Here is a 21,700-nt window from a genome sequence, read left to right as displayed (position 1 = left end):
AAATGCGGGTACCAGCGCCCGACACCCACAATCTGGCCCGACCCTCGAACATCGGCTCCATCGCGGGAGATGAGGGTCGGGGCAGATTGCGGGTACCAGCGCCCGACACCCACAATTTGGCCCGACCCTCGAACAGGCGGCTCCCGCGACTCGAACAGGCGGCCCGGCACTCGAACAGGCGGCTCCCGCGACTCGAGCAGATGGCGGCCCCTACGCGTTCTCCTTGCGGAACGTGCGCGTGCCCACCCACAGCCCGGCGACGACGAGGGCGATCGTCCAGACGATGCCCCACATGGTCGTGACCGTCGCGTAGTCGCCCGTGAACGTGTCACGGATGGCGTTGACGATGTACTTCGTGGGAATGAAGTCGCTCACCGTCTCAAGCCACTGCGGGGCGCCGGTCTTCACGCTGATCGGCAGCAGAATGCCGGAGAGCAGCAGCACCGGCAGTGAGATGCTGTTCAGAACGGGTGCGAGCACGTCTTCGCTCTTGGTCGTGAGCGCGAGCGCGTTCGAGGCGGCAGAGCACGCGCCGCCCACGAGCATCGTGAGCACGAGCCCGAGCACCATGCCGCCGATGTCGCCACGCAGGCCGAACGCGAAGCCCAGCGCGATGAGCACGACGCCCTGGGCAGCGAGCAGCACGGTGTCGCGCAGCACTCGGCCCAGCAGCAGCGCCGTTCGGCTGGCCGGGGTGACCCGCTCGGCCTCGACCACGCCCTCGCGCCACTCGGCGACGAGCCCGAAGCCGGCGAAGAGCGCGCCGAACAGACCCAGCTGCAGCAGCAGACCCGGCACGAAGAACGTGTAGGCGTTGGTCGTGCCGATCTGCGCGGCGAGCGGCTCGAGCAGTGGCCCGAACAGGCACAGGTAGAGCACCGGCTGCGCCAGCCCAATGATGACCCACGCCGGGTTGCGCAGGTTGAGCCGCATCTGGCGGCGGAAGATGATGAACGTCTCCGTCAGAAATCTCATGACCTGCCGGCCTCCTCTCGCAGCGAGCGACCCGTCATCGTCAGAAAGACGTCGTCGAGCGTGGGTCGGCGCACCTCGATCGAGGCCAGCGAGACGCCGGCCGCGTCGAGTGAGCGCAGCAGCCCCGGCAGTTCGATGCCGGCGCGCGGCACCCGCATGCTGACGAGGGAGCCTGCGACATCCGCTGCCCCTGCCCTCACCAGGTTCGAGAGCTGCTCGGCGGCGAGGGAGACGTGCGCCGGGTCGGCCAGCACGAGCTCGATCAGGTCGCCCGCCACCTGCCGCTTGAGGGCGTCAGGAGTGTCGCTCGCGACGATGACGCCGTGGTCGATGACGAGGATGCGGTCGCACAGCGCGTCGGCCTCGTCGAGGTAGTGCGTGGTGAGGAAAACGGTGGAGCCGCGCTTGGTGCGCAGATCGCTGATGTGGGTCCAGAGGTTGGCGCGGGCCTGCGGGTCCAGGCCCGTCGTCGGCTCGTCGAGGAACACGAGCCGAGGGTCGTGCACGAGACCCATGGCGATGTCGAGGCGGCGGCGCTGCCCGCCCGACATGGTCTTCGGCTGACGGCTCCACATGCCGGCGAGGTCGAGCTGGTCGAAGAGTTCGCGGCCGCGCGCCTCGGCCTGCTTCGCGCTGATGCCGTAGAGCAGGCCGTGGTCGACGATCTCTTCGCCGGCGCGGGCCTCCCTGGCCGTGGAGCCACTCTGAGAGACGTAGCCGATGCTGCGGCGCACGTGCACCGGATCCTTCGCCAGGTCGTAGCCAGCGACGGTGGCCGTGCCGGCCGTCGGGGTCAACAGGGTCGTGAGCATGCGCAGGGTGGTGGTCTTGCCCGCGCCGTTCGGGCCGAGGAAGCCGACGATCTCGCCCTCGGCGACGTCGATGTCGACGCCCGCCACCGCCTTGACGGCGACCTTCTCCCTGCCCCGCTTCGTGTCGAACGTTCGGGCGAGTCCTCTCGCGTGGATCATGTGGTTCCTTCTCTCGGCTTTGCTTCTTCTCATCGTGAACGCGATATATCGCGATACAACGAGAAAGATAGCGCTATTGCCGAGGCGCGCGCAAGGCTCTTTTCAGCAGAGTCGGCGAGGCTCGGCGGGCGCAGTGGCATCGAGGCAGCGCCGCGCGCGCGACGAGTGCGACTAGAGGGAGAGGCCGACCAGCACCGGCTCCGGCTGCAGCGTGAGACCGAACTCGCTCTGCACGCGCACCTGCACATACGTGGCGAGCTGCGCGATCTCCGCGGCCGTCGCACCGCCACGGTTCGTGATCGCTAGAGTGTGCTTGCTCGAGATCGCGGCGCGCGAGCCCGGCAAGGCGAACCCGCGTCGAATGCCCGCGTGCTCGATGAGCCAGGCGGCGCTGAGCTTCACGGCGTAGTCGCCGCCGAGCCGCGTGAGCGGCGCATCCGCTGCCCCTGTGCGCCCGTCGAATGTGGCCGCCCCGGGCAGCGACGGGTCGGCGTCATCGAGCGGCACGACCACATCGGGCTCCGGCGGGGTGGTCGGCCAGCGCGGGGCCGCCCCCGGCAGCCCTCGCGCGAAGTTCTCGGTCACGATGGGGTTGGTAAAGAAGGAGCCCGCGCTGGCCGTGTCCGGGTCGTCGGGGTCGAGCACCATTCCCTTGGATGCGCGCAGCGCGAGCACGGCGCGGCGGGCTTCCGCGAGCGGCACGCGTGATCCGAGGCGCACGCCGAGAGCGTCGGCGAGCTGCACGTAGGCGATCGGGGCGCTCTGGGGGGCGCCGATCGCGCCGCCGGCATCCGCGTGAAGCTCGAGCTCGACCGCGAGCACGACGCCGGCCCTCCCGCGCTTGAGTGCCGAGGTTCTGTAGCCGAGCTCCAGCTCGTCGGCGGCGAGCCGCTGCACCTCGCCCGTGTCGTAGTCGAGGAAGTCGATGGCGGTGAGCACACTGGCGAGCTCCTGCCCGTAGGCGCCGATGTTCTGCACGGGCGCCGCGCCGACGCTGCCCGGGATGCCGGCGAGCGCCTCGATGCCGCTCCAGCCTTGCCGCACGGTGTGCGCGACGAGGGAGTCCCAGGACTCGCCTGCCTGCACTCGCAGCCGCACGCGGTCGTCGGCGGCCGCGCCCGCGCTGGCACCCGCGCCTGCGCCGGCACCCGCGCCAGCACCCGGCTCGACACGCTCGATGCCGCTCGTCGCCACCCGAATCACGGTTCCGGGAAAGCCCTCGTCGGCCGCAACCGTGTTCGAGCCGCCGCCGAGCAGCAGCCAGTCGTCGCCGGTCGCCCACACTGCCTGAGTGATCTCGACGAGATCGCGCTCGGTGCGCGCCTCAATGAGACGATCAGGCACTCCGCCGACGTGCATGGTCGTCAGCGTTGACAGCGCGGGCGCGGGCTCGGGGCCGGCCGTGTCGCTGGGTGTCGCCATCCGTCTGCCTTGTCTGTCTGCCTGGACCGTGTCTGCCTGAGTCGGGTGTGTTGAGCCTTGGGTCGTGGGCCTGAACCGTGCCGTGCCGCCGAGTGCGGTGCGGCCCGTGACGGCTCAGTCGAGCCGCACCTGCGCCTGGGCCCTGCCGAGAACCGTGGTCTCGCCGTACCGAACCGTGAGGTCGACGCGAGCCGTGCGCGCGTCGACGTCGAGCGCGCCGATCTTCGCCTCGACGCTCACCTCCGCCCCGTCGGAGGGGTCGACGAAGACCGGCTTCGTGAAGCGCACGCGGTAGTCGACGACGCGCCCTGGGTCGCCAGCCCAGTCAACGACGGGCTGCACCGCGAGCCCCATGGTGAGCATTCCGTGCGCGAGAACGCCGGGCAGACCCACGCTCTGCGCCACGTCGTCGCGGTAATGAATGGCGTTGAAGTCGCCGGATGCGCCCGCGTACCTCACGAGCGAGTCGCGCGAGAGCGAGTACACGGCCTGGGCGACGACCTCGCCCGTCTCGAGCGCGTCGAAGTCGGGCGCATCGCAGTGGGGCGCGGTCATGCGTCTCCCCTCACCACGAGCACGGATGTCGCCGTCACGACGTGGTCGCCTGCGGCATCCGTCATCTGTGATTCTGCGGTCACCATGGCGTTGCCGCCAAGCGCTTTGACGCTTGTGACGGTGAGTGTGGCCGTGAGTTCGTCGCCGGCGACGATGGGGCGGGTGTAGCTGAAGCGCTGCTCGCCGTGCAGCACGTGCGAGAGTTCGATGCCCGAGCCGGGCTCGGCGAGCAGTTGGGCGAGCGTCTTCTCTTGCACGACGATGGCGAAGGTGGGCGGGGCCACGATGTCGGCGTACCCGGCGTCGCGGGCCGCCTGCACGTCGACATTGATCGGGTTCACGGCGAAGACGGCGCGGGCGAACTCGCGCACCTTCTCGCGGCCCACCAGGTAGGGGGCGGTCGGCTCGAAGACGCGACCCTGCAGTTCGGGGTTGACTGTCACCCCTTCAGTCTACGGATGACGAAGCCCCGGTCACCTTCGCGGTGACCGGGGCTTCGCTGCAGTTGTTCTCTGCGGTGTTTAGCGCCTACTGGCAGCTGTCACACTGCAGGAAATCCATGGGGTCGACGGGAACTGCGTAGCCGCCAACACTGTCGTTTTCGTATTCCATGATGGCCTCCCCAAGACGACTGTTGATGCGAGGCGATTGGATCTCGCCTCTACCGCTTCTGCGGTGGTTCTCCACTATATAACGTGAATGACACGGTTGTCATTCCACTACATGTAGTGTTTTGAACTTTTTTTGACTGTGTCGTCAGAGTAGGCGAAACCACCGACATTGTTCCGCCTCGGGCTCCGTGATGTCGCTCTCCCACCTGCGGCAACTTGTCGACGTTGGCTAGCTTCACCAGCCTTGAAATGGCCCACCATAAATGCTTGAGTGAGCGCATGTCGACCGATGCCGCTGTCGAACCCGATCCGCACCCGGGCGAACCCCACCGCGGAGGCGTTGCACAGCGCTTGAATTGGCTGCGCGCCGGGGTGCTCGGCGCCAACGACGGCATCGTCTCGGTCGCTGCCATCGTCGTGGGCGTCGCCGGCGCCACAATCGAGATCGGCCCCATCCTCACTGCCGGCGTCGCCGGGCTCGTGGGAGGGGCGATCTCGATGGCCCTAGGCGAATACGTGTCAGTGAGCAGCCAGAGCGACAGCGAACAGGCCCTGATCGCGAAGGAGCGCGCTGAACTGCTGGTCATGCCAGAGGAAGAGCTCGAAGAGCTGACGGGTCTTTACCGAGCGAAAGGCTTGAGCGAGAGCACCGCACGGCAAGTGGCAATCGAGCTGACCGAGCACGACGCTCTTGCTGCACACCTCTCCGCCGAGCTGAACATTGATCAGAACGACGTCGTAAGCCCGTGGCATGCCGCTGCAGCATCAGCCGCGGCATTCACCATTGGGGCTATCCTCCCCATGCTCGCGATACTGCTGCCACCAGCGGACTGGCGCGTGCCTGTGACGTTCTTTGCGGTCTTGATCGCCCTCGCCATCACGGGCACGCTGTCGGCGACGATCGGCGGCAGTTCCCGGATGCGCGCCACTCTGCGCGTCGTGATCGGCGGCGCGCTGGCGCTCGCATCCACGTACGCAATCGGAGCATTGCTCGGCGCCTCGGGCGCCGTTTAGGGCCACGTCTCGCCTTCGCGCCGGTCACCCCGGCGTGCCCACCTTTGTCGCGTGCCCTCCTTTATGGGGAATGGTTCAGCCGATTCACATACTGATAATCTCTCACCGGCCGCAGTCGGCCGGGGCTGCGCCTTGGCAGGAACGACGCCGCCTCCCTTTCGACGAGACGACGAGGACTACCCGTGAAGTTCTGTGGCAATTGCGGCACCGCCGCGACCGGCGACAACAAGTTCTGCTTCTCCTGCGGGGCGCCACTGGCGTCGGACGACGCGACAGCGTCGGCCGCATCCGCTCCCCCTGCCCCGCCGGCAGAGACGGCACAGCCAGCACCAGCACCAGCACCAGCACCGGCACCGGCACCGGCACCCCGCCTGGGCTGGCGCCCGTCGAAGCGCCTCATCATCATCTCGAGCGCGGCGGTCGTGCTCGTCGCCGTCGTTGTCACGGGCCTGCTCATTGTGCAGAACGTTCTGCGCGGCGGGGCGGACAGCCCCGAGCAGGCGGTCGCGAAGGTCGCCGACGCTCTCGAGCACAAAGACATGGTCGGTCTCTTCTCGATGGTCGCGCCTCACGAGCGTGACGCTGTGAAGCGCACGCAGGAGGCGCTGCTGCAGAAGTATCGCGACTTCAAGATCAACGAGGTGACGGATCGCATCTCGGGCACGAAGTCCGACGACGCGAAGCTCTCGTTCGACGGTGTCGACGTCAAGATTTCCGGCCTGCACCCGACCGTCACGTCGCTTGCCGACGACCTCGCGGCAGTGCGGCTGCGCTCGGGTGAGGTGCGTGTCAGCGTGACCCCCTCGAAGACGAGCGGAATTCTGCGGTCGCAATTGTATGCATCCGATGCGCCGAAGAAGAAGACGAGCCAGAGCGTCTTCCTCGCCGACCTCGGCCCCGACCACAGCGGCCTCACCCTCATCACCAAGAAGACGGATGGCCGCTGGTACGTGAGCCTGCTTCTTACCGGGCTCGACACCGCGAACACGTGGCAGGGCGGCACCCGCGGCGCCGTGCCGGCGACGGCTGAGAAGGGTCAGGACTCACCGAAGGCAGCCGCCGAGGCTGCCGTCAACGCCGTGCCAGACATGCTCGCCTCACACGACGTCACGACGATCGCGCCGTACCTTGCGAGCGACGAGGCAGACGCCCTCTACCTCTACGGCGGCGTGATCTCGAAAGCGCTCGAGAACGTGAACCCCGACGACTTCCGCCTTGGCAGCGCCAGCTTCGAGAACGGGCCGCAGAGTGGCAATCGCGCCGTCGCGAAGGTCGACGACCTCTCGTTCACGGCGGGTTCCAGCACGGTGCGCATGACGTCGAAGTGCGTCAGCGGATCTGCAATTCATGACAAGTTCTGCCTGAAAGACTCGGGGTACTTCACCTCCAACTCGGGCGACGAGCCGGCAATCTTCTCGTTCCTGGCCGACCATGGCTCGTTCGCGCTGACCACCGTCAATGAGAACGGCTGGAAGGTCAGCCTGCTCGACACCACGGCCGACCACGTCGTGAGCTGGTTCGACTCGCTCACCCGCGAGCAGCTGCTCTCGGTGCTGCAGCTCAAGCAGGGCGACACGCCATCCGGAACCCTCGCGCTCGGCAGCGCGCAGAAGGTCGACTTCAACAGCGCCGGCTACGCCGTCAAGACACTGACGGTGACGGATGCGCAGAAGCTCCAGCTCGCGAAAGAGGGCGTGAGCGGCACCATCTACGACTCGAAGCACAAGTACGTGACGTACCTGAGCGATTCGGGAACGTACGAGAAGGTGAAGCCGGGCACGTACACCGTCGTGTTCGAGGGCGGCAGCGACTGGGCGAAGACGTTCGCCAAGGACGGCAGCAAGGCTCGGTACTCCACGAGCGTGACGGTGGAGAAGTACATCGAGCCGCCCACGATCGACGGCGACGAGTACGGCACGAGCGGCTACGTCTCGAGCTACCTCGGCGACGACGAGCCGAGCTACACGGTCAACGTGCCCGAGGGCAACGCCGTGCAGCTGACGATCACCGTCTCCGACGTCTACACGGACTCGGAAGGCGCCGGCAGCCTCGTTGTCACAATCGACGGCGAAGACCATGAGGCGACGCTCGAGCAGAACGCAACGACCTCGATCCCGGTGCCGGACGACGGCCAGGACCACACCGTCAGCGTGCGCCTGGCGGGCTTCGGCGAAGACGAATACGCGTCGGCGGGCTATGAACTGGAGTTCATCGACCAATAGTCTGTGATGCGACCCCGCTTTCGTACGAGGAGTTCGAGCATGTCCTATTGCGTCAACTGCGGCCAGCCGCTTCGCCCCAACGCCAACTTCTGCGTCGAATGCGGTGCGGCCGTTGCTCCGCCCGTGACGGAGGCCGCGCAGCCGGCAGGGCGACCGGCAGGGCGACCGGCGGCATCCGCCGCATCGCCCGCGCCTGCTGCACCCGCGTTTTCCGCGACGACAGGCGCAGCACCGGCGACCGCCTCAGCGGCACGCCCAGCAGGCTCGTTCGCCGGCATCCCGGTTCTCGACTACGTGCGCGACGTGCTCGCCGCCCTCGCGCTTATCTGCTCCCTGTTCATGGTCTGGTACTCGCCGAACGACTCCGGCTCGACCATCGCGGCGGCTCGCATCGACGTGATCCTCATCACGGTGCTCAGCCTCATCTCCATCTCGATCCCGTACCTGTGGCGCACCGGCGTCTTCGGCCCCGCCTGGAACTACGCACGCACCCAGGACCTGCGGCTCGCGGCCAACGCGCCGTACGCGATTCTCGTGATCGTGTACCTCGTCATCGCGCTCGTCACCCAGTCGGCCACCGGCCCGGCGCTCGCGTTCGGGTTCGCCGGCGCCGTGCTCGCCGCCCAGCCGCGCCGCGCCGAACTCGCCGAGGGCGACACTGCACGCGACCGCCGCTGGCTCGTCGTCACGCTCGCGATCGCGGGCCTCGCCGCGGTGCTCACGGTGGTGCAGATCATCGAGCTGTTCGTGGCACGTGGGCAATACGAGCGGATGGCCGGCTACGCCGCCCCCCTCGGCAGCTACGTCGCCGGCCTCTACGCGATCGCGGTGATCCTCGGCATCGTCAGCGCGGGGTTCCTCGTCGTCGCCGCGCTGGGGATCCTCCGTGGCTCCGCCCCCTGGCGCTACATCGCGGTCGGCGCGGGCATCGCCGCGGCCGTGCTCGGCCTCTTCGCGCTCAGCCCCGAGGTCAACCTCGTCACCACGAGCTTCGTCGCGGCGGGCCCGACCCTCACACTGGTCTTCTGGATCGCCTTCGGGGCCGCCGCCTCGGCACCGTCACTCGCTCGCCTGACCGGGTCGCGCGATGCTGGCGCATCCGCCTGGATCGACACGGCCCGCGCCGTGCTCGTCGTGACCGCTGCGGCCAACATCGTGATCGTGATCGTCGCCGTCATCGAGCTGATTCACCTCGCGACGCTGAGCGGCAATTATGACGCGTCGTCGGCGATCGTGCCGTGGACGGTGGCGCTCATTCTCGGCGTGCTTGGCGCCGTCGGCGCGATCGTGGTTCGCGCGTTCAGCACTCGCGACACCCGGCAGGCGCACCTTCTGGCCACGGCCGATGCGGCGCTCAGCTTCGTGCTCGGCCTCGTGCTCGTCATCATGTGGTCGATCACCCCGCTCGGCGGCATCTCGCTGCTGGCGCCGCTGCTCGCGTTCGCGATCCCGCTCGCCCTCATCGCGGTGCTCTGGGCGCCGCCGAGCATGCGGTCGCACTACGCCTCGCTGCCGACTACCTCGGCGCAGGGCGGCTTCAGCTTCGAAGGCCGCGCGGAACCGAGCGCGCCTCCACGCCCGGCAGAGACGCGCCCGGACGTCGACGCGAACGAGGTCGACGCGAACGAGGTCGACGCGAATGACGTCGACCTCGGCGACGTCGATGCGGGCGACCTCGACCGGGGCGACGTGGACGCGGGGTCCCTCGACCTGGACGACGACGTCATCGATGACCGAATCGACGACGCCACCACCACACGCGATGCCGGAACGGCCGAGACGCTGCCGTTTGAGCCGGTGAGCGCGACGTCAGCGGCTTCGCGGCAGGAGCCCGGCGTCGACCTGTCCGGCGGTCAGCCGGCACCGGCACCGGCACCGGTCGAGGAGCCGAGCACGGAATCGGTCATCGCCGAGGCCGCGGACCCGGCGACGCCCGCGCGACGTCTGCACCAGATCGCGGCGAGCGTACCGGAGGCTCGCGCGGCGATCGCGTCGAACCCGTCCGCATACCCGGGCCTGCTCGAGTGGCTCGGCGAACTCGGTGACCCGGAGATCGACGCCGCCCTGCGCCGCCGCGGCTGAGCCCTCCCTACATTCGGTCGTAGGCCTCCTGCGACGCCGACACGTCGCCCAGATGCTCGATCGACCACTCCCTGAGCGCACGGAGGGGCTCCAGAAGCGTGCGCCCGGAGTCGGTGAGCGCGTACTCGACGCGCACCGGCACCTCCGGGTACACCGTGCGGCGCACGAGGCCGTCTCGCTCGAGCCCGCGCAGCGTCTGAGTCAGCATCTTCTGCGAGACGCCCTCGACACGGCGACGCAGCTGGGAGAAGCGCGCATCCCCCTCGCCCAGAATGCCGACGACAAGCACTGTCCAGCGATCGCCGATGCGGTCGAGGATGCGACGCGTGGGGCAGTCGGCCCGGTACGGGCTGGCGGCATAAGCGACATCAGACGTGGTTACCACAAAGTGCCTACTTCCCATCGAGAACATGCTCTCTTATGGTAACTACGGCGCGCGTTTCGAGCCACCACATCGAGGAAAGGCACTCAATGTCCCGCATCACCGTCATCGGCGGAACCGGCTACGCCGGATCCGCCATCGTCGCAGAGGCCGCCTCGCGCGGCCATGAGGTCACCGCTTTCAGCCGTTCGCTTCCCGAATCACGAGTTGACGGCGTGACCTACGTGCAGGGCGACGTGTCAGACGAGCCGGCAGTCTCGGCCGCGATCGGCGGTGCGGATGCGGTGGTGGGCGCCCTTTCGCCCCGTGGCGCGATTGCCGACAGCTTCCGCGACGTGTACCGCGCGATCGCGCGGCTCGCCGACGCCGCACACGCACCTTTCTTTATCGTCGGCGGCTACTCGTCTCTGCGCCCGGCACCGGGAGCGCCACGCTTTGTGACAGACCTCAGTCATGCGCCTGAAGAATTCCATGCGGAACTGACGACCGTCTCGGCACTCGTCGCAGATGACCTGCCCGCCACGCCCGCGACGCTCGACTGGGTGTTCGTGAGCCCGGCAGGAAAGTTCGGTTCGTACGTGCCCGGCGAACGGCTCGGCCGCTACCGCGTCGGCGACGACGTGGCGCTGCAGCCCGACGACGGAGGCGAGATCTCGGGCGCCGACTATGCCCTCGGCTTCGTCGACATCATCGAGCAGCGCAGCCATCACCGCGCACACCTCAACCTCGCCTATTGACGCGGACTACTCCCTCGGAGGCTCCTGCGCCAGACCGCCGAGAATCGGGTCGTCAGTGCCAAGAACGTGTACCAGCGCATCCTCCAGGTCGGCGATGCGGCCGCGGCCCACGAGGGATTCCCACTCAGCCCGCAGCTCGTCGAACACAGCTTCGCCCTCGCGCATGAGTGCATACCCGCGGTCCGTGACCTTCAGGCACACTCTTCGCCTGTCGGACGGGTCAGAGCTGCGGAGAACGTAGGCGCCTTCTTCCAGGAATGCGATCGTCTTCGCCGCCGCCTGCTTAGAGACGGACGTACTGCGCCCCACCGCGGATACCGTTCCGGCGCCTGCCGCGACGGCTCGCAGCGCGAAATCGTGGGCGGGTCGGATGCCTGCGTAGCCGCGCGCAGTAAGTCGAAGGGACGCCTGATCTGCCATGAACCGGAACCCGCCGAGCAGGAGCAGCGCAAGATCGGCACCACCTCTGGACATGCGCCCATCGTAGCGGCGGGGAGCAATATCGACAACCAGGTTGTTTATGTTGGTCCAGTATGACAACCTGGTTGTCTGATTCCTTGACGCCCGTAGGAGGCCCGCATGAAACCCGACCGAGCCACCGTCGCCGGCATCCGGCACAGTACCGCCGCAGTGAACGGTACGCGGCTGCACTATGTCACCGCCGGAGAGCAGGGCACGCCGGTGCTTCTGGTCCACGGATTCCCGGAAACGTGGTGGGCCTTCCGCACGCTCATCCCGCTTCTCGCCTCGCGTCACCGCGTCTATGCCGTTGACCTCCGCGGTTTCGGCGACTCGGATGTGGCCGACGAGAACTCCTCAGGCGCCATCGCCGCCGAGGACCTGCACGTGCTGATCGAGCACCTCTCCGTTGGACCGGTGCATGTCGTGGGGCAGGACGTCAGCGGCGGGGTGGTTTACCGACTCGCCGCCACGCACCCCACCGACGTCATCAGTCTGACGGCGATCGAGGCTGGTCTGGCGGGCTTCGGCGCCGAGCGACTCGCAGACGTCACTCACGGCGGCGCCTGGTACATCGGCGCGCTGGCGGCCCCCGGCATCGCCGGCCTGCTGTTCGAGAAGGGGGCCCGCGCGTTCATCGGCGACTACCTCTACCCGTTTTACGGCGTCCCTACGGCCGCGGTCGGCCCGGACGACATCACTGAGTACGTTCGGAGCTACGGCAGGGCGAGCGGATTCTCCGGAGCCGCGGGCCTCTACCGCGGCATGCTCAGCGAAGGCCCGGAACTGCGCTCCCTTGCACAGAACCTGCCGCTGCAGGTTCCCGTGACGACCATCGGCTCACGCGGCGCCGGGTTCACGCACGGTGCATTCAGCCACGTCACTGCGCAGGACGTTACTTCCATTCACCTCGAGGGTGTCGGCCACTACGTCGCACAAGAGGAGCCGCAGCTGCTCGCGCACACCCTCATCCAGGTGTTCGGCGCCGCCGCTCGTCAAGTCCAACTTTCGCGAGAAATCAACCATTTTGGTTGACCCGGGCTACTTAGAGAGAGGTCAATTTCACACCGTTGCCTCCAAAATGTGTCCACGTATCCACCGGTATCGCTAGCAATTCAAATTCAACGGACACCAGGCGTCTTTCAACCGTGTTGGCGTCCATTGTCGATGCCATAGGCCGCAAGCATGCGCGCGGCCAGCACACGGAACGCCGTCTCGACCTGCGCCGCAGGTTCGATCCCGTCCAGATCATCGACCGCGAGCCGGATCAGTTCTGGGTTGCGGGAGGAAAGATCATCGCGAAGGAAACCGGTCGCCGGCTCAATGACATGCGATCCGGTAGTCCCGCCACTCAGTTCGTGGAGGCGATGACCGATGGCTTGAGCGTCGCAATAGCGCAGGAGGCGGAGAAGGTCCCCGGCGTCTTTGGAGAGCACCCGCTCACGCCGCAGTCCGGCAAGCCGCTCGGCGAGCTTGGTTAGTTTCGCCACGGCCAGTGCAGCGGGCCCCGCAACACGGAGTGTGACCGTTCGAGCGTCCGCTGGATCCAGAGCAGTGATCGCCTTCGGGGCCGAGTCGAGCAGCGCCAGTTCGAGGCCAGCCGTTCGTCGGGCGGTTGAGGGGCTCTGCCCGCGCAACGGCGCAGTCCGTCGCGATGATGGAGGCAGAGCCCCAGCAGGAACCATGAGGTCGATCTCGATACCGTTTGGCGCGAAGAACGTCCCTGGGCTGCTATGTGGTTGGTATCCCGCGGCCAGGAGCGTCTCGCCGATGTCCGGCCGCTCCGTCAACAGGTCAGGATCGATGGCGAGGTCGCCATCGGTGGTATAGGTCGGCTGCCTGGTTTGATCGGCTGGGGCGTGCAAGTAGACCGCTTGGGCACCGACCAGAATGAGTCCGGCGCACTGCTCGTGAAGCACTTCGAGTACGTCCAACACGGCGCGACGGGCGGCGACGTATTCGGGTGCAATGTTTGGGTCAGACATCGGCCATCCACCGACCTTCGATCAGGTCCTGTGCAAGATCTTCGCCAATGCCAGCGAGGCGGCCAGGCGCCGCCAGCAGGTCGCCCACATTTCGCCATGGGGTAACGTAACGCAATCCGTCAACCAATCGGGCAGGCTCACCACGGTTGAGGAACTCGCACTCCGCGACACGGATGGTGCCTTCGCGGCGATCAGGGGCGAGGTCCGCTGCCCGTTGTAGAGCAGCCAGGTCCGTCGTATAGACCCACAGTTCGGTTGCCGGCAAGCTCGCTGTGCGACCCCGACCGCGCAGCCATTCGTTTGCGGCCGTGACGCCGGTGATGGCGTAGGGCACGCCTGCATCGTTGATGCGCTGCAAAGCAAGGTCCGGGCCGAAGAGCGAGAAGTATCGTCCTGCGTGGAAGGTCTTCTCGAAGCTGTAGTCCGCTGCCCACCGCTGCGCGGCGGCCAGCCGATCCTCGATCACGATCGGGCCTGGGCCGGTCGGCTGGAGATAGTTCTCATCCCGCAACAGTGATACGACGCGACTTACGGTGGATGCCGGCAATTTGTATTGTCGTGCGAAGTCCCTGATAGACGCAGTTCGGCCCTCGTTTGCCAAGAGGCCGACCATCACCTCAGACGCCGCCTGCCCTTTCAAAGACCTCAGTCGGGCGATCGGCTTCACTTCCGGGTCCGGATCCTTCAAGGCACCCTGCTGCCGGACGAGAACAACCGGCTTGGTGAGGCGGATCAGAGCGTTTCCCGTGGTATCCCAATATGACCAGCCCGTCTGTTCGAGCATCTGCTTCTTGCGGAGAGGGATAAAAGGAGCGATCAGCACCGGAGCTACGGCCGGATCCGTGCGCGGCAGTCGATCGACCTCAATGGCATCCGCAGAGAGCCTCACTGCAACGCCGAGCTCTACAGACTGAGTCGCGATGGTCCAGCGGATACGCGTATCCCAACCACCCTCGCCTGGCAACGACGGCAGGGCGAGTTGGTTGCGTGTACCGAGGGGCACGACCCCGCGCAAGTACTGCATGAAACGGTCGATCAGACCGGTCGTCCCGTAGCTAGTGCCGTTCCGCATATCATGGAACATAGCACTTTCTGGAACGAATGCGAATGCGCAAACCGAAGGCACAGCGGACCCATCACCGCCAGAACTAGTCTTTAGCGGGAGAGTTGTGGACGATTCATCGGGAGATTTGTAGCAATATCTGTGGGGCATCGGCCCCAGCAGCCGGCGTCACTTCAGTAGGTGCTCGAGCACGCAGCGGTCACGGCGGGCAACATTAACAGCACCATTCGATTCCCTTCAACAGCTCGAGCGCGCGGCCACTCTCGCGCGGACGGCTCCAGTCAACAAGGTCGCCAATGACCAGCCCCAGACCGACAGGCTCGGAAGGCCTGTCCGCGACGACATGAAGGCGGATATTCGGTGATGCGGACTCAACCAGCAGATTTTCGCGTAAGAATGCATCCAAATCGGCAGCCGCGATGTAGCCCTCGAACTCGCCTGCGGCCGAGAGCCCTGCGCGCGGGTCGCTGACACCGGATGCCACAACTCTCGAGTCCGCAGCAATCTCGGCGATGTCAGCCACGTTTGCGGCAACATCTACAACGCGATTTTGGCGACCCCGCATCCGCGAATAGAGCAGTCGCAGCTGAACATCATCGTTACGAAGACGCCAATGCCGTGCGACGCGAACGAAGTTCGAGCACGGAAACGCAAAAGGCCCCGAGATGGCGAGATCTCGGGGCCTTGTAGCGGGGGCGGGACTTGAACCCGCGACACCACGATTATGAGCCGTGTGCTCTAACCACCTGAGCTACCCCGCCGCGGCCAGCCATGACATGCGGCTGGTCGAGCCCCCTGTGGGAATCGGACCCACTACCTCTTCCTTACCAAGGAAGTGCTCTACCAATGAGCTAAGGGGGCGAAGCCGTGCCCGCCAGACACGCGGGATTCTCGGCAACCGTACGAGGATATCATCTCGCGCGGCCTCGAAATCGCACTGCGTCAGCCCCATGCAGGGGCGTCGACACCGGGCAGCGACCATACCGCGAAGACCGGCCCCGAGGCCTGCAACCGAAGGCCCGAACCAAGGCCACCGGGACGCCCGGAACCACCGGAACCACCGGAACCACCGGAACCATCGGGACTCCCGGAACCACTGGCGTCAGAGTCAGCCCGGGTGAGGGTCGCGTCGCCGGTGAGGAGCTGCGCAGCATCCGTGCCCGCACCTGCACCTGCACCCGCGCCTGCACCCGCCCCGGTAACGGCGCCGACCGGTAGCGTCACGTCGGCGTCGCCGCGCGAGGCGAGCACCAGCACGCACTCCTCGGCAGACTCGCGCACCAGCACGAGCGTCTCGTCGTCGGCGTGCAGCCAGCGCAGTCCGCCGTGCGAGAGCACCGGGTGCGCCCGCCTCAGGCCGAGCAGCTGCCGGTACAGCGCCAGCGTGGATGCGACCGGAGGCGACTCCTCGCTGCCCCACGGCATCGGCGTGCGCGACTCTTCGCCGTCGGCACCGACGAGCCCGAACTCGTCGCCCGCGAAGACCACCGGAATGCCCGGCAGCGCCACCGACAAGCCGAGCGCGACCGGCACGGTTCCGGGTGCCGCATGCGTGCGAAACCGGGCGGTGTCGTGCGTGTCGAGCGCGTTCATGTTTGCCGTGCGAACGCGCCACGGAAAGCCGGCCGTGAACCGCGTGTTCGCCGCCACGAAATCGCTTGCGGTGTATCGCGGAATTCCGCCGATCGGCTGGCCGAAGAACCACGGCTCGCTCGTCGCACCGCCGTCGAATTCGATGCGCGGCACGGGCACGGGAGAGCTCAGCCAGCCCCACAGCGGCCGGGTGAAACCGGTGTACGTCATGGCGCCCTGCCACGCGTCACCCTGGAAGTCGCTCGCCGCATCGTTCGTCGACTCCGCGAGCAGAATCGTGTCGGGGTTCGCCTCGACCATCGTGCGCCGAATGGTCTGGCGCACGTCGGCGTTGAGGTCGTCGGTGCGGTAGCGCCCCGTCATATTCGCAACGTCGATACGCCAGCCGTCGAGCGAGAACGGCGGCTTCAGCCAGCGCGCCACGACCGAATCCGGCCCCTCGATGAACCGGCGCCGCAGCTCGGCCGAGTTCCAGTCGAACTTCGGCAGCGTCGGGGTGCCGAGCCACGACACGTACGCGGTGTTGGCCGCGTTCTCGAAGTAGTAGAAGTCGCTCTCGGGCGCATCCGGCGTGCCATATGCCGCCCGGAACCACTCGTGACGGTCGCCGGAATGATTGCTCGTCAAATCACCGATCACACGGATGCCGCGGGCGTGTGCCGCGCGCACCAGCCGCACGAGCGCGTCGTCGCCCCCGAGCAGCGGGTCGACCTCGTCGAAGCTCGAGGCGTCGTACCGATGGTTCGAGGCCGCCGGGAACACGGGCGTGAGGTACAGCAGGTTCGCGCCGAGCGCCTGCAGGTGGTCGAGGTGCTCGACGACGCCGTCGAGATCGCCGCCGTAGAACTGCAGCGCCCGGCCCGGCGGCACCGGGTCGACGGGGTCGCCCCATTCAGCGGGGATGGCCCACTCGGGCGTCGGCCGCGCATCGGCGGCGGCCGAGCGCGCGAAACGGTCGGGGAAGACCTGGTAGAGAACGCTCGCGGCGAGCCACTCCGGTGGGGCGTCGTAGGTGAGCAGCGCGAAATCGTCGGCGTCGAGCGCCTCGAGCCGGGTGAGACCGGCCTGGTTCAGCCACTCCACCGTGCCGTCGGCGTGCTCGAACACCCACCGGTACCCGTGGCGCGGGTTCTCCACCACGACCTCGGCCTGCCACCACTGCCACGCGTCGGCGGCCGCGACCGCGCGATCATCCACGGTTGCAACCCCGCCGCCTGCAGACGCGACCCCGCCGCGATGCACGGGCGCGGCGCGCGGCGCGGCATCCGCCCACACGGGCTCGTGGTCGGGGTTCGACCGCACGCGCACGGCCTTCAGTGGGCCGTAGCCCGCGGGTACGCGCACGCGCACGAGCACGCGCTCGCCCAGGCGAGGCGACTGGGTCGAGACATACAGGGGCGATCCGTCGTGATGCGGTTCAAGCACGTGACGACGATACCGCCCCGTCACTTGACGCTGCCCGCGGTGAGCCCGCCGACGATGTACTTCTGCAGCCCGAGGAACACGGCCATCACGGGCAGTGCCGAGAGCACGGCACCCGCGGCGAAGATGCTCCAGTTGTTCGAGAACTTCTGCGAGATGAACGCGTAGAGGCCGACCGCGAGCGTCTGCGTGTTCGGGTCGGTGAGCACGATGCTCGCGATCACGTACTCGCCTGTCGAGGCGATGAACGACAGCAGCCCAACCACGGCGAGAATGGGCGCGACCAGCCGCAGGATGATCGTGAAGAAGATCTGCGCATGGCTCGCGCCGTCAATCTTCGCCGCCTCGTCGATCGACACGGGCACGGTGTTGAAGAACCCGTACATAAGGTACGTGTTCACGCCCAGGGCGCCGCCCAGGTAGACCATGATGAGCCCCAGCTGGCTGCCCAGGCCGAGCGCCGGGAACACGTCGCCGATCGCCGCCAGCAGCAGGAAGATGGCCACGACGGCCAGGAACTGCGGGAACATCTGGATGAGCATGAGCGACAGCAGCCCCACGCGTCGCCCCGTGAACCGCATGCGCGAGAACGCGTACGCCGCCATCGCGCCAAGGAACACCGTGAGCACCGCGGTGATGCCGCCGATGATCAGCGTGTTGATGAACCACAGCCCGAACGGCTGGCTCGGGTTCTGGAACAGCTTCACGTAGTTGGTCAGGTCGAGGCTCGTGAACAGCGCGTTCGAGCCCACGAGCGTGCCGTTCGGCCGAAGCGACGCGCTCACCACGTAGAGCAGCGGGAACACCGCGAACACCACGAGCACGACCGCCACCACATGACGCCAGCCGGTGTCGCGGAACCAGCGCCCGGGCCGCACGGGCCGTTTCGTGGGGATGCGGCGCTCGTCCTCGCCATCGATAAGACCAGCGGATGCCGCGGCGACGCCGACGGCCGAGGGTGCAGTCGATTCGGACATCAGTTGATCTCCTCCAGTGCTTTGGTTCGCCGGAACGCGATGATCGATACCACGGCGACCAGAATGAAGATGAGGATCGACAGTGCGCTCGCCAGACCGTAGTCGCGCACGCCGCCCTGGCCGAACGCCACCTTGTAAACCATGGTGATGAGCAGGTCGGTGGAGCCGATGTCGAGTGTGGTGTCGGTGAACCGCGGCCATCCCTTGGTGAGCATGTAGATGACGTTGAAGTTGTTGAAGTTGAACGCGAACGAGGCGATCAGCAGCGGCGCGACCGAGACGAGCAGCAGGGGCAGCTTGATGGCCCGGAAGATGCGCCACGGACTGGCGCCGTCGACGCGCGCCGCCTCATCCACTTCTTCAGGCAGAGACTGCAGCGCACCGGTGCACACGAGGAACATATAGGGGTAGCCGAGCCAGAGGTTCACGAGCAGCACGCTGAACCGCGCGAGCCAGGGCGCGGTCAGCCACGGTATCTCGGCACCGCCGAAGAGAACCTGATTGATGAACCCGAACTCGGGGTTCATGAGGCCTGCCCACACGAGTCCGGAGAGGAACGCGGGGAAGGCGTACGGCAGGATCACCAGAACGCGGTACACCTTCTTGCCGCGCAGTCGCGGGTGGTTGAGCACCATCGCCAGGAACAGGCCGAGCGCGAAGGTGGAGAGAACGGAGAGAATCGCGAACGCGAAGGTCCACACGATCACGCGCCAGAGCGGCGCGGCGATCTGCTCGTTCGTGAACGCCCGAACGAAGTTGTCGAAGCCCACGTCGACCTTCCAGCCGGGGCTCAACGTTTTGGCGCCGTCGCGCGTGGCGAACTGGCCGTTGCCGTCGTCAACGTACACCGTGCCGTCGCCCGATGTGAACGTGTCGGTCTTCGGGTCGTACGAAACGTTCGCGCGGAACACGTACGCGGTGCTCGCGTCGTCGGTGCGCAGCTGCCCGTCGGCGGGCGAGTCGGAGAGCGGCACAGAGAGCTCCGTGACATCCGACTGCCGGTTGAGCACCTCACTGAGGCTGAGGGTGTGATACCCGGGGATGCCGTTGGCCGCTCCCGTCGAATCCTCGCTCGCGTTCGTCACCGGCTTCAGCGGGGAATCCTCGCCGCCGACGAAGACGGAGCCCTCGGGGTCGGTCGCGAGCAGAAACAGTTTGCCGTCGCGCTCGAGAACGCTCACGTGGTACGCCGGTGAGTCGGGCACGCGCTTCATGCCGGCCGCGCTGATGGCGGCGATGGCGTCGTCCTTGGTGCTGTTGTGGCCGTCGCTGTAGTTGGTGAACGCGACGTAGCCGCTGAAGATCAGCACGAACACCTGGAAGATCAGAAGGAAAACCACCCCGGGTGCGAGGTACTTGGCGGGGAGCCGCTTGCCGCTGCCGAGGTAGATCCAGTTGATGATGCCCGTGACGATCACGGTGATGACGACGGGAATCCACATGGCGAGCCCGGCCATCACGATGACCGCCCACACCACGATCGCGTCGAGCAGGCCCAGCAACACGATCTTTACCAGCAGGCCGACCATGCCGCTGCCGCCTCCGCGCGGAAGACGAGCGGATGCCGGCCCACCGCCCGTGCCTCGCCCACCCGCGGGGCTCACGCCATTCGCCTTGGCGCTCGCGTTAGCCTTCACGTCGAGCGTCGTCGCTCGACCGTTGTCGTTCGCCATCGTGACTCACGTACTCCCGGTACTTCGGTGTTCAGCGTGCGGCCGCTTGGGGCACCATGCCCCGCGCGGTTCATTCTCTGCGCGAGTCGGAGCCGGCACGCGTGGCACCGGCTCCGACTCGTCGCGTTCGAGTTCTAGCCCTTGAGCTTCGACTCGATGTTGCTGACTGCGGTGTTCCACACTGTCGTGGGATCGCCGTCGCCCTTGATGAGCTGCAGCTCGGCCGCACCCCAGTCGGCCCAGACCGCACCCATCTCAGGGATCGCGGGCATGGGAACGCCGTTCAGGCCGATGTCACCGAACGCCTTGATATCGGGGTCGGTCTTGCTGACCTCGTCGTAGGTGCTCGTGAGCGCCGGCGGGCGGCCGCCGATCTTGTACAGCTGCTTCTGCACCGCGTCGGTGCCCAGGTAGTCCACGAGGAACTTGGTCGCGGCGACCTTGTTCTTGCTCTTGGAGCTGATGAAGAAGGCATTGACGCCGAGGAACGGCTGTGCATCCTGCCCACCAGCAGACGGCAGCGGGTCGATTGCGTACTTGATGCCGGCAGCCTTGATGGCGGGAACGTTCCACGGGCCCGTCAGGTAGTACGGCGACTGGCCCTTCTCGAACGCGTCGAGCGCAATGTCGCCCGTGATGTTGGCGTTCAGCACGCCTTCCTGGCCCCACTTCTTGATGGCGGCCGCGAACTTCAGGCCGGCCTCGTCACCGAGGGTGAGCTTGGTGGGGTCGTAGGTGCCGTCGGAGTTCTGGGCGAACACCGAGGAGCCGAACGACGTCTGCAGCGGGTACATGTGGTACGGGTCACCCTGCTTGGGGTCGAGGCCGAGCAGGAACGGGTACTTCACGCCGTTGCCGGCCGCGACCGCTGCCTTGCCCTTCGAGATGACCTCGTCGAACGTCTTCGAGGCGTCGGGCACGAGGGCGGTGTTGCGCAGCAGCGCGACGTTCTCGATGGAGTACGGCAGGCCGTAGACATTTCCGTCATACGTGACCGCCTGCACGGCCACCTTCGCGAACTCGTCGAGCTTCTTGCCGAGCTCGAGCGGGGCGACGACGCCGTTCTGCACGTACGCGCCGAGCTTGTCGTGAGGCGAGACGATCATGTCGGGGCCCTTGCCGGTCGGAACCTGGCTGATGAAGTCCTTGTCGACGTTCGCGAAGTCCTTGACGACCAGCTTGACCGTTACCCCGGTGTCCTTCTTGAACTGGGCTGCCACGTCTTTCAGCGCTGGCGCGCGCTCCGTGTCGACCCAGAGAGTAAGCGTCTGCGAACCCTTGCTGAGGCTGTCTGAGCCAGACGAGTCGTTGCCGGCGGAGGAGCAGCCCGAGAGGGCAGTGGCCGAGATAGCCACCACGGCGAGAGCAGCCGCGCTCACCAAGGACCGTTTGGTCACCTTCATTGGTGTGCCTTTCTGTGTGTTCGGAAAGAACGCCGCTCTCCTGACCGAACACGATCAAGGCGAGAGGCCGTTCTCCCAGGAATGTTGCAAGCGCTTACAGTTATAGCAAGAGAGTGATTAGAATTGCAACAGCTTGCGCAAGGGATTTCAGACC

19 protein-coding genes and 2 tRNA genes are annotated in these 21,700 nt (G+C 66.8%); 5 read left to right on the top strand and 16 right to left on the bottom strand.

Annotated elements, in window-relative coordinates; translation table 11 throughout:
* Nucleotides 1–210 precede the first annotated feature (210 nt).
* The 5 genes from OSC27_RS00400 to OSC27_RS00380 all read right to left on the bottom strand — a co-directional run bounded on the left by OSC27_RS00400 (nucleotide 211) and on the right by OSC27_RS00380 (nucleotide 4,366).
* A complete protein-coding gene (locus OSC27_RS00400; RefSeq protein WP_267179449.1) occupies nucleotides 211–975 on the bottom strand; it encodes an ABC transporter permease in 765 nt (254 codons plus the stop codon).
* Nucleotides 972–1,946: an ATP-binding cassette domain-containing protein gene (locus OSC27_RS00395; protein WP_267179448.1), complete on the bottom strand. Its 975-nt coding sequence runs from the start codon at nucleotides 1,944–1,946 to the stop codon at nucleotides 972–974. The genes OSC27_RS00400 and OSC27_RS00395 overlap by 4 nt, the downstream gene beginning before the upstream one ends.
* Nucleotides 1,947–2,117: 171 nt before the next feature.
* Complete coding sequence (locus OSC27_RS00390; RefSeq protein WP_267179447.1) at nucleotides 2,118–3,368, bottom strand: UDP-N-acetylmuramate dehydrogenase; 1,251 nt, start codon at nucleotides 3,366–3,368, stop codon at nucleotides 2,118–2,120.
* A gap of 114 nt (nucleotides 3,369–3,482) precedes the next feature.
* Complete coding sequence (locus tag OSC27_RS00385) at nucleotides 3,483–3,923, bottom strand: MaoC family dehydratase (RefSeq protein ID WP_267179446.1); 441 nt, start codon at nucleotides 3,921–3,923, stop codon at nucleotides 3,483–3,485.
* Nucleotides 3,920–4,366 carry an FAS1-like dehydratase domain-containing protein gene (locus OSC27_RS00380; protein ID WP_267179445.1) on the bottom strand — a complete coding sequence of 149 codons (447 nt, stop codon included), beginning with the start codon at nucleotides 4,364–4,366 and terminating at the stop codon, nucleotides 3,920–3,922. Before OSC27_RS00380 ends, OSC27_RS00385 begins: the two co-directional genes overlap by 4 nt.
* Before the next feature lie 447 nt (nucleotides 4,367–4,813).
* On the opposite strand from OSC27_RS00380, the gene OSC27_RS00375 reads away from it, so the two are divergent.
* From OSC27_RS00375 to OSC27_RS00365, 3 genes are all read left to right on the top strand, one after another.
* Complete coding sequence (locus tag OSC27_RS00375; RefSeq protein ID WP_267180376.1) at nucleotides 4,814–5,548, top strand: VIT1/CCC1 transporter family protein; 735 nt, start codon at nucleotides 4,814–4,816, stop codon at nucleotides 5,546–5,548.
* Nucleotides 5,549–5,730: 182 nt separating this feature from the next.
* Nucleotides 5,731–7,770 (top strand): zinc ribbon domain-containing protein, encoded by a 2,040-nt coding sequence (locus tag OSC27_RS00370; RefSeq protein ID WP_267179444.1) that lies wholly within the window; start codon nucleotides 5,731–5,733, stop codon nucleotides 7,768–7,770.
* A gap of 39 nt (nucleotides 7,771–7,809) precedes the next feature.
* Nucleotides 7,810–9,852, top strand: a complete 2,043-nt coding sequence (locus OSC27_RS00365; protein WP_267179443.1) for a zinc ribbon domain-containing protein — start codon at nucleotides 7,810–7,812, stop codon at nucleotides 9,850–9,852.
* 7 nt (nucleotides 9,853–9,859) lie between these two features.
* Here the strand turns inward: OSC27_RS00365 and OSC27_RS00360 are convergent, their stop codons facing one another.
* Nucleotides 9,860–10,237: a winged helix-turn-helix transcriptional regulator gene (locus tag OSC27_RS00360; protein ID WP_267179442.1), complete on the bottom strand. Its 378-nt coding sequence runs from the start codon at nucleotides 10,235–10,237 to the stop codon at nucleotides 9,860–9,862.
* An 86-nt stretch (nucleotides 10,238–10,323) separates the two neighbouring features.
* Between OSC27_RS00360 and OSC27_RS00355 the strand changes: the two genes are divergently transcribed.
* Nucleotides 10,324–10,971 carry an NAD(P)-dependent oxidoreductase gene (locus OSC27_RS00355; RefSeq protein WP_267179441.1) on the top strand — a complete coding sequence of 216 codons (648 nt, stop codon included), beginning with the start codon at nucleotides 10,324–10,326 and terminating at the stop codon, nucleotides 10,969–10,971.
* A 6-nt stretch (nucleotides 10,972–10,977) separates the two neighbouring features.
* Here the strand turns inward: OSC27_RS00355 and OSC27_RS00350 are convergent, their stop codons facing one another.
* Complete coding sequence (locus tag OSC27_RS00350) at nucleotides 10,978–11,445, bottom strand: MarR family winged helix-turn-helix transcriptional regulator (protein ID WP_267179440.1); 468 nt, start codon at nucleotides 11,443–11,445, stop codon at nucleotides 10,978–10,980.
* 105 nt (nucleotides 11,446–11,550) lie between these two features.
* On the opposite strand from OSC27_RS00350, the gene OSC27_RS00345 reads away from it, so the two are divergent.
* Complete coding sequence (locus OSC27_RS00345; RefSeq protein WP_267179439.1) at nucleotides 11,551–12,465, top strand: alpha/beta fold hydrolase; 915 nt, start codon at nucleotides 11,551–11,553, stop codon at nucleotides 12,463–12,465.
* A 107-nt stretch (nucleotides 12,466–12,572) separates the two neighbouring features.
* Here OSC27_RS00345 and OSC27_RS00340 read toward each other — a convergent pair whose 3' ends face one another.
* The 9 genes from OSC27_RS00340 to OSC27_RS00300 form a co-directional block, all read right to left on the bottom strand.
* On the bottom strand, nucleotides 12,573–13,415 hold the full coding sequence (locus OSC27_RS00340) for a hypothetical protein (protein ID WP_267179438.1): 843 nt from the start codon (nucleotides 13,413–13,415) through the stop codon (nucleotides 12,573–12,575).
* Nucleotides 13,408–14,499 (bottom strand): hypothetical protein, encoded by a 1,092-nt coding sequence (locus OSC27_RS00335; RefSeq protein ID WP_267179437.1) that lies wholly within the window; start codon nucleotides 14,497–14,499, stop codon nucleotides 13,408–13,410. Before OSC27_RS00335 ends, OSC27_RS00340 begins: the two co-directional genes overlap by 8 nt.
* A gap of 193 nt (nucleotides 14,500–14,692) precedes the next feature.
* Complete coding sequence (locus OSC27_RS00330; RefSeq protein ID WP_267179436.1) at nucleotides 14,693–15,001, bottom strand: hypothetical protein; 309 nt, start codon at nucleotides 14,999–15,001, stop codon at nucleotides 14,693–14,695.
* A gap of 164 nt (nucleotides 15,002–15,165) precedes the next feature.
* Nucleotides 15,166–15,239 (bottom strand) — tRNA-Met (locus OSC27_RS00325).
* A gap of 28 nt (nucleotides 15,240–15,267) precedes the next feature.
* Nucleotides 15,268–15,339 (bottom strand) — tRNA-Thr (locus OSC27_RS00320).
* A gap of 81 nt (nucleotides 15,340–15,420) precedes the next feature.
* A complete protein-coding gene (locus OSC27_RS00315) occupies nucleotides 15,421–17,496 on the bottom strand; it encodes a glycoside hydrolase family 13 protein (protein WP_267179435.1) in 2,076 nt (691 codons plus the stop codon).
* 20 nt (nucleotides 17,497–17,516) lie between these two features.
* On the bottom strand, nucleotides 17,517–18,470 hold the full coding sequence (locus tag OSC27_RS00310; RefSeq protein WP_267179434.1) for a sugar ABC transporter permease: 954 nt from the start codon (nucleotides 18,468–18,470) through the stop codon (nucleotides 17,517–17,519).
* Entirely contained in the window at nucleotides 18,470–20,143 is a 1,674-nt protein-coding gene (locus tag OSC27_RS00305) for an ABC transporter permease subunit (protein ID WP_267179433.1), read from the bottom strand. Before OSC27_RS00305 ends, OSC27_RS00310 begins: the two co-directional genes overlap by 1 nt.
* 134 nt (nucleotides 20,144–20,277) lie before the next feature.
* Nucleotides 20,278–21,546 carry a sugar ABC transporter substrate-binding protein gene (locus tag OSC27_RS00300; protein ID WP_267179432.1) on the bottom strand — a complete coding sequence of 423 codons (1,269 nt, stop codon included), beginning with the start codon at nucleotides 21,544–21,546 and terminating at the stop codon, nucleotides 20,278–20,280.
* Nucleotides 21,547–21,700: the final 154 nt, after the last annotated feature.

It is taken from the genome of Microbacterium sp. STN6 (assembly GCF_026410545.1).
Classification (GTDB): domain Bacteria; phylum Actinomycetota; class Actinomycetes; order Actinomycetales; family Microbacteriaceae; genus Root112D2.
This window is presented reverse-complemented; position numbering and strand designations above follow the sequence as displayed.

What these genes read in the sequence shown, in the direction of transcription:
- OSC27_RS00355 (WP_267179441.1), top strand. Translation starts at nt 10,324, where the DNA reads ATGTCCCGCATCACCGTCATCGGCGGAACCGGCTACGCCGGATCCGCC.
- OSC27_RS00350 (WP_267179440.1), bottom strand. Translation starts at nt 11,445, where the DNA reads ATGTCCAGAGGTGGTGCCGATCTTGCGCTGCTCCTGCTCGGCGGGTTC.
- OSC27_RS00390 (WP_267179447.1), bottom strand. Translation starts at nt 3,368, where the DNA reads ATGGCGACACCCAGCGACACGGCCGGCCCCGAGCCCGCGCCCGCGCTG.
- OSC27_RS00365 (WP_267179443.1), top strand. Translation starts at nt 7,810, where the DNA reads ATGTCCTATTGCGTCAACTGCGGCCAGCCGCTTCGCCCCAACGCCAAC.
- OSC27_RS00335 (WP_267179437.1), bottom strand. Translation starts at nt 14,499, where the DNA reads ATGTTCCATGATATGCGGAACGGCACTAGCTACGGGACGACCGGTCTG.
- OSC27_RS00300 (WP_267179432.1), bottom strand. Translation starts at nt 21,546, where the DNA reads ATGAAGGTGACCAAACGGTCCTTGGTGAGCGCGGCTGCTCTCGCCGTG.
- OSC27_RS00305 (WP_267179433.1), bottom strand. Translation starts at nt 20,143, where the DNA reads ATGGCGAACGACAACGGTCGAGCGACGACGCTCGACGTGAAGGCTAAC.
- OSC27_RS00395 (WP_267179448.1), bottom strand. Translation starts at nt 1,946, where the DNA reads ATGATCCACGCGAGAGGACTCGCCCGAACGTTCGACACGAAGCGGGGC.
- OSC27_RS00385 (WP_267179446.1), bottom strand. Translation starts at nt 3,923, where the DNA reads ATGACCGCGCCCCACTGCGATGCGCCCGACTTCGACGCGCTCGAGACG.
- OSC27_RS00375 (WP_267180376.1), top strand. Translation starts at nt 4,814, where the DNA reads ATGTCGACCGATGCCGCTGTCGAACCCGATCCGCACCCGGGCGAACCC.
- OSC27_RS00400 (WP_267179449.1), bottom strand. Translation starts at nt 975, where the DNA reads ATGAGATTTCTGACGGAGACGTTCATCATCTTCCGCCGCCAGATGCGG.
- OSC27_RS00340 (WP_267179438.1), bottom strand. Translation starts at nt 13,415, where the DNA reads ATGTCTGACCCAAACATTGCACCCGAATACGTCGCCGCCCGTCGCGCC.
- OSC27_RS00345 (WP_267179439.1), top strand. Translation starts at nt 11,551, where the DNA reads ATGAAACCCGACCGAGCCACCGTCGCCGGCATCCGGCACAGTACCGCC.
- OSC27_RS00310 (WP_267179434.1), bottom strand. Translation starts at nt 18,470, where the DNA reads ATGTCCGAATCGACTGCACCCTCGGCCGTCGGCGTCGCCGCGGCATCC.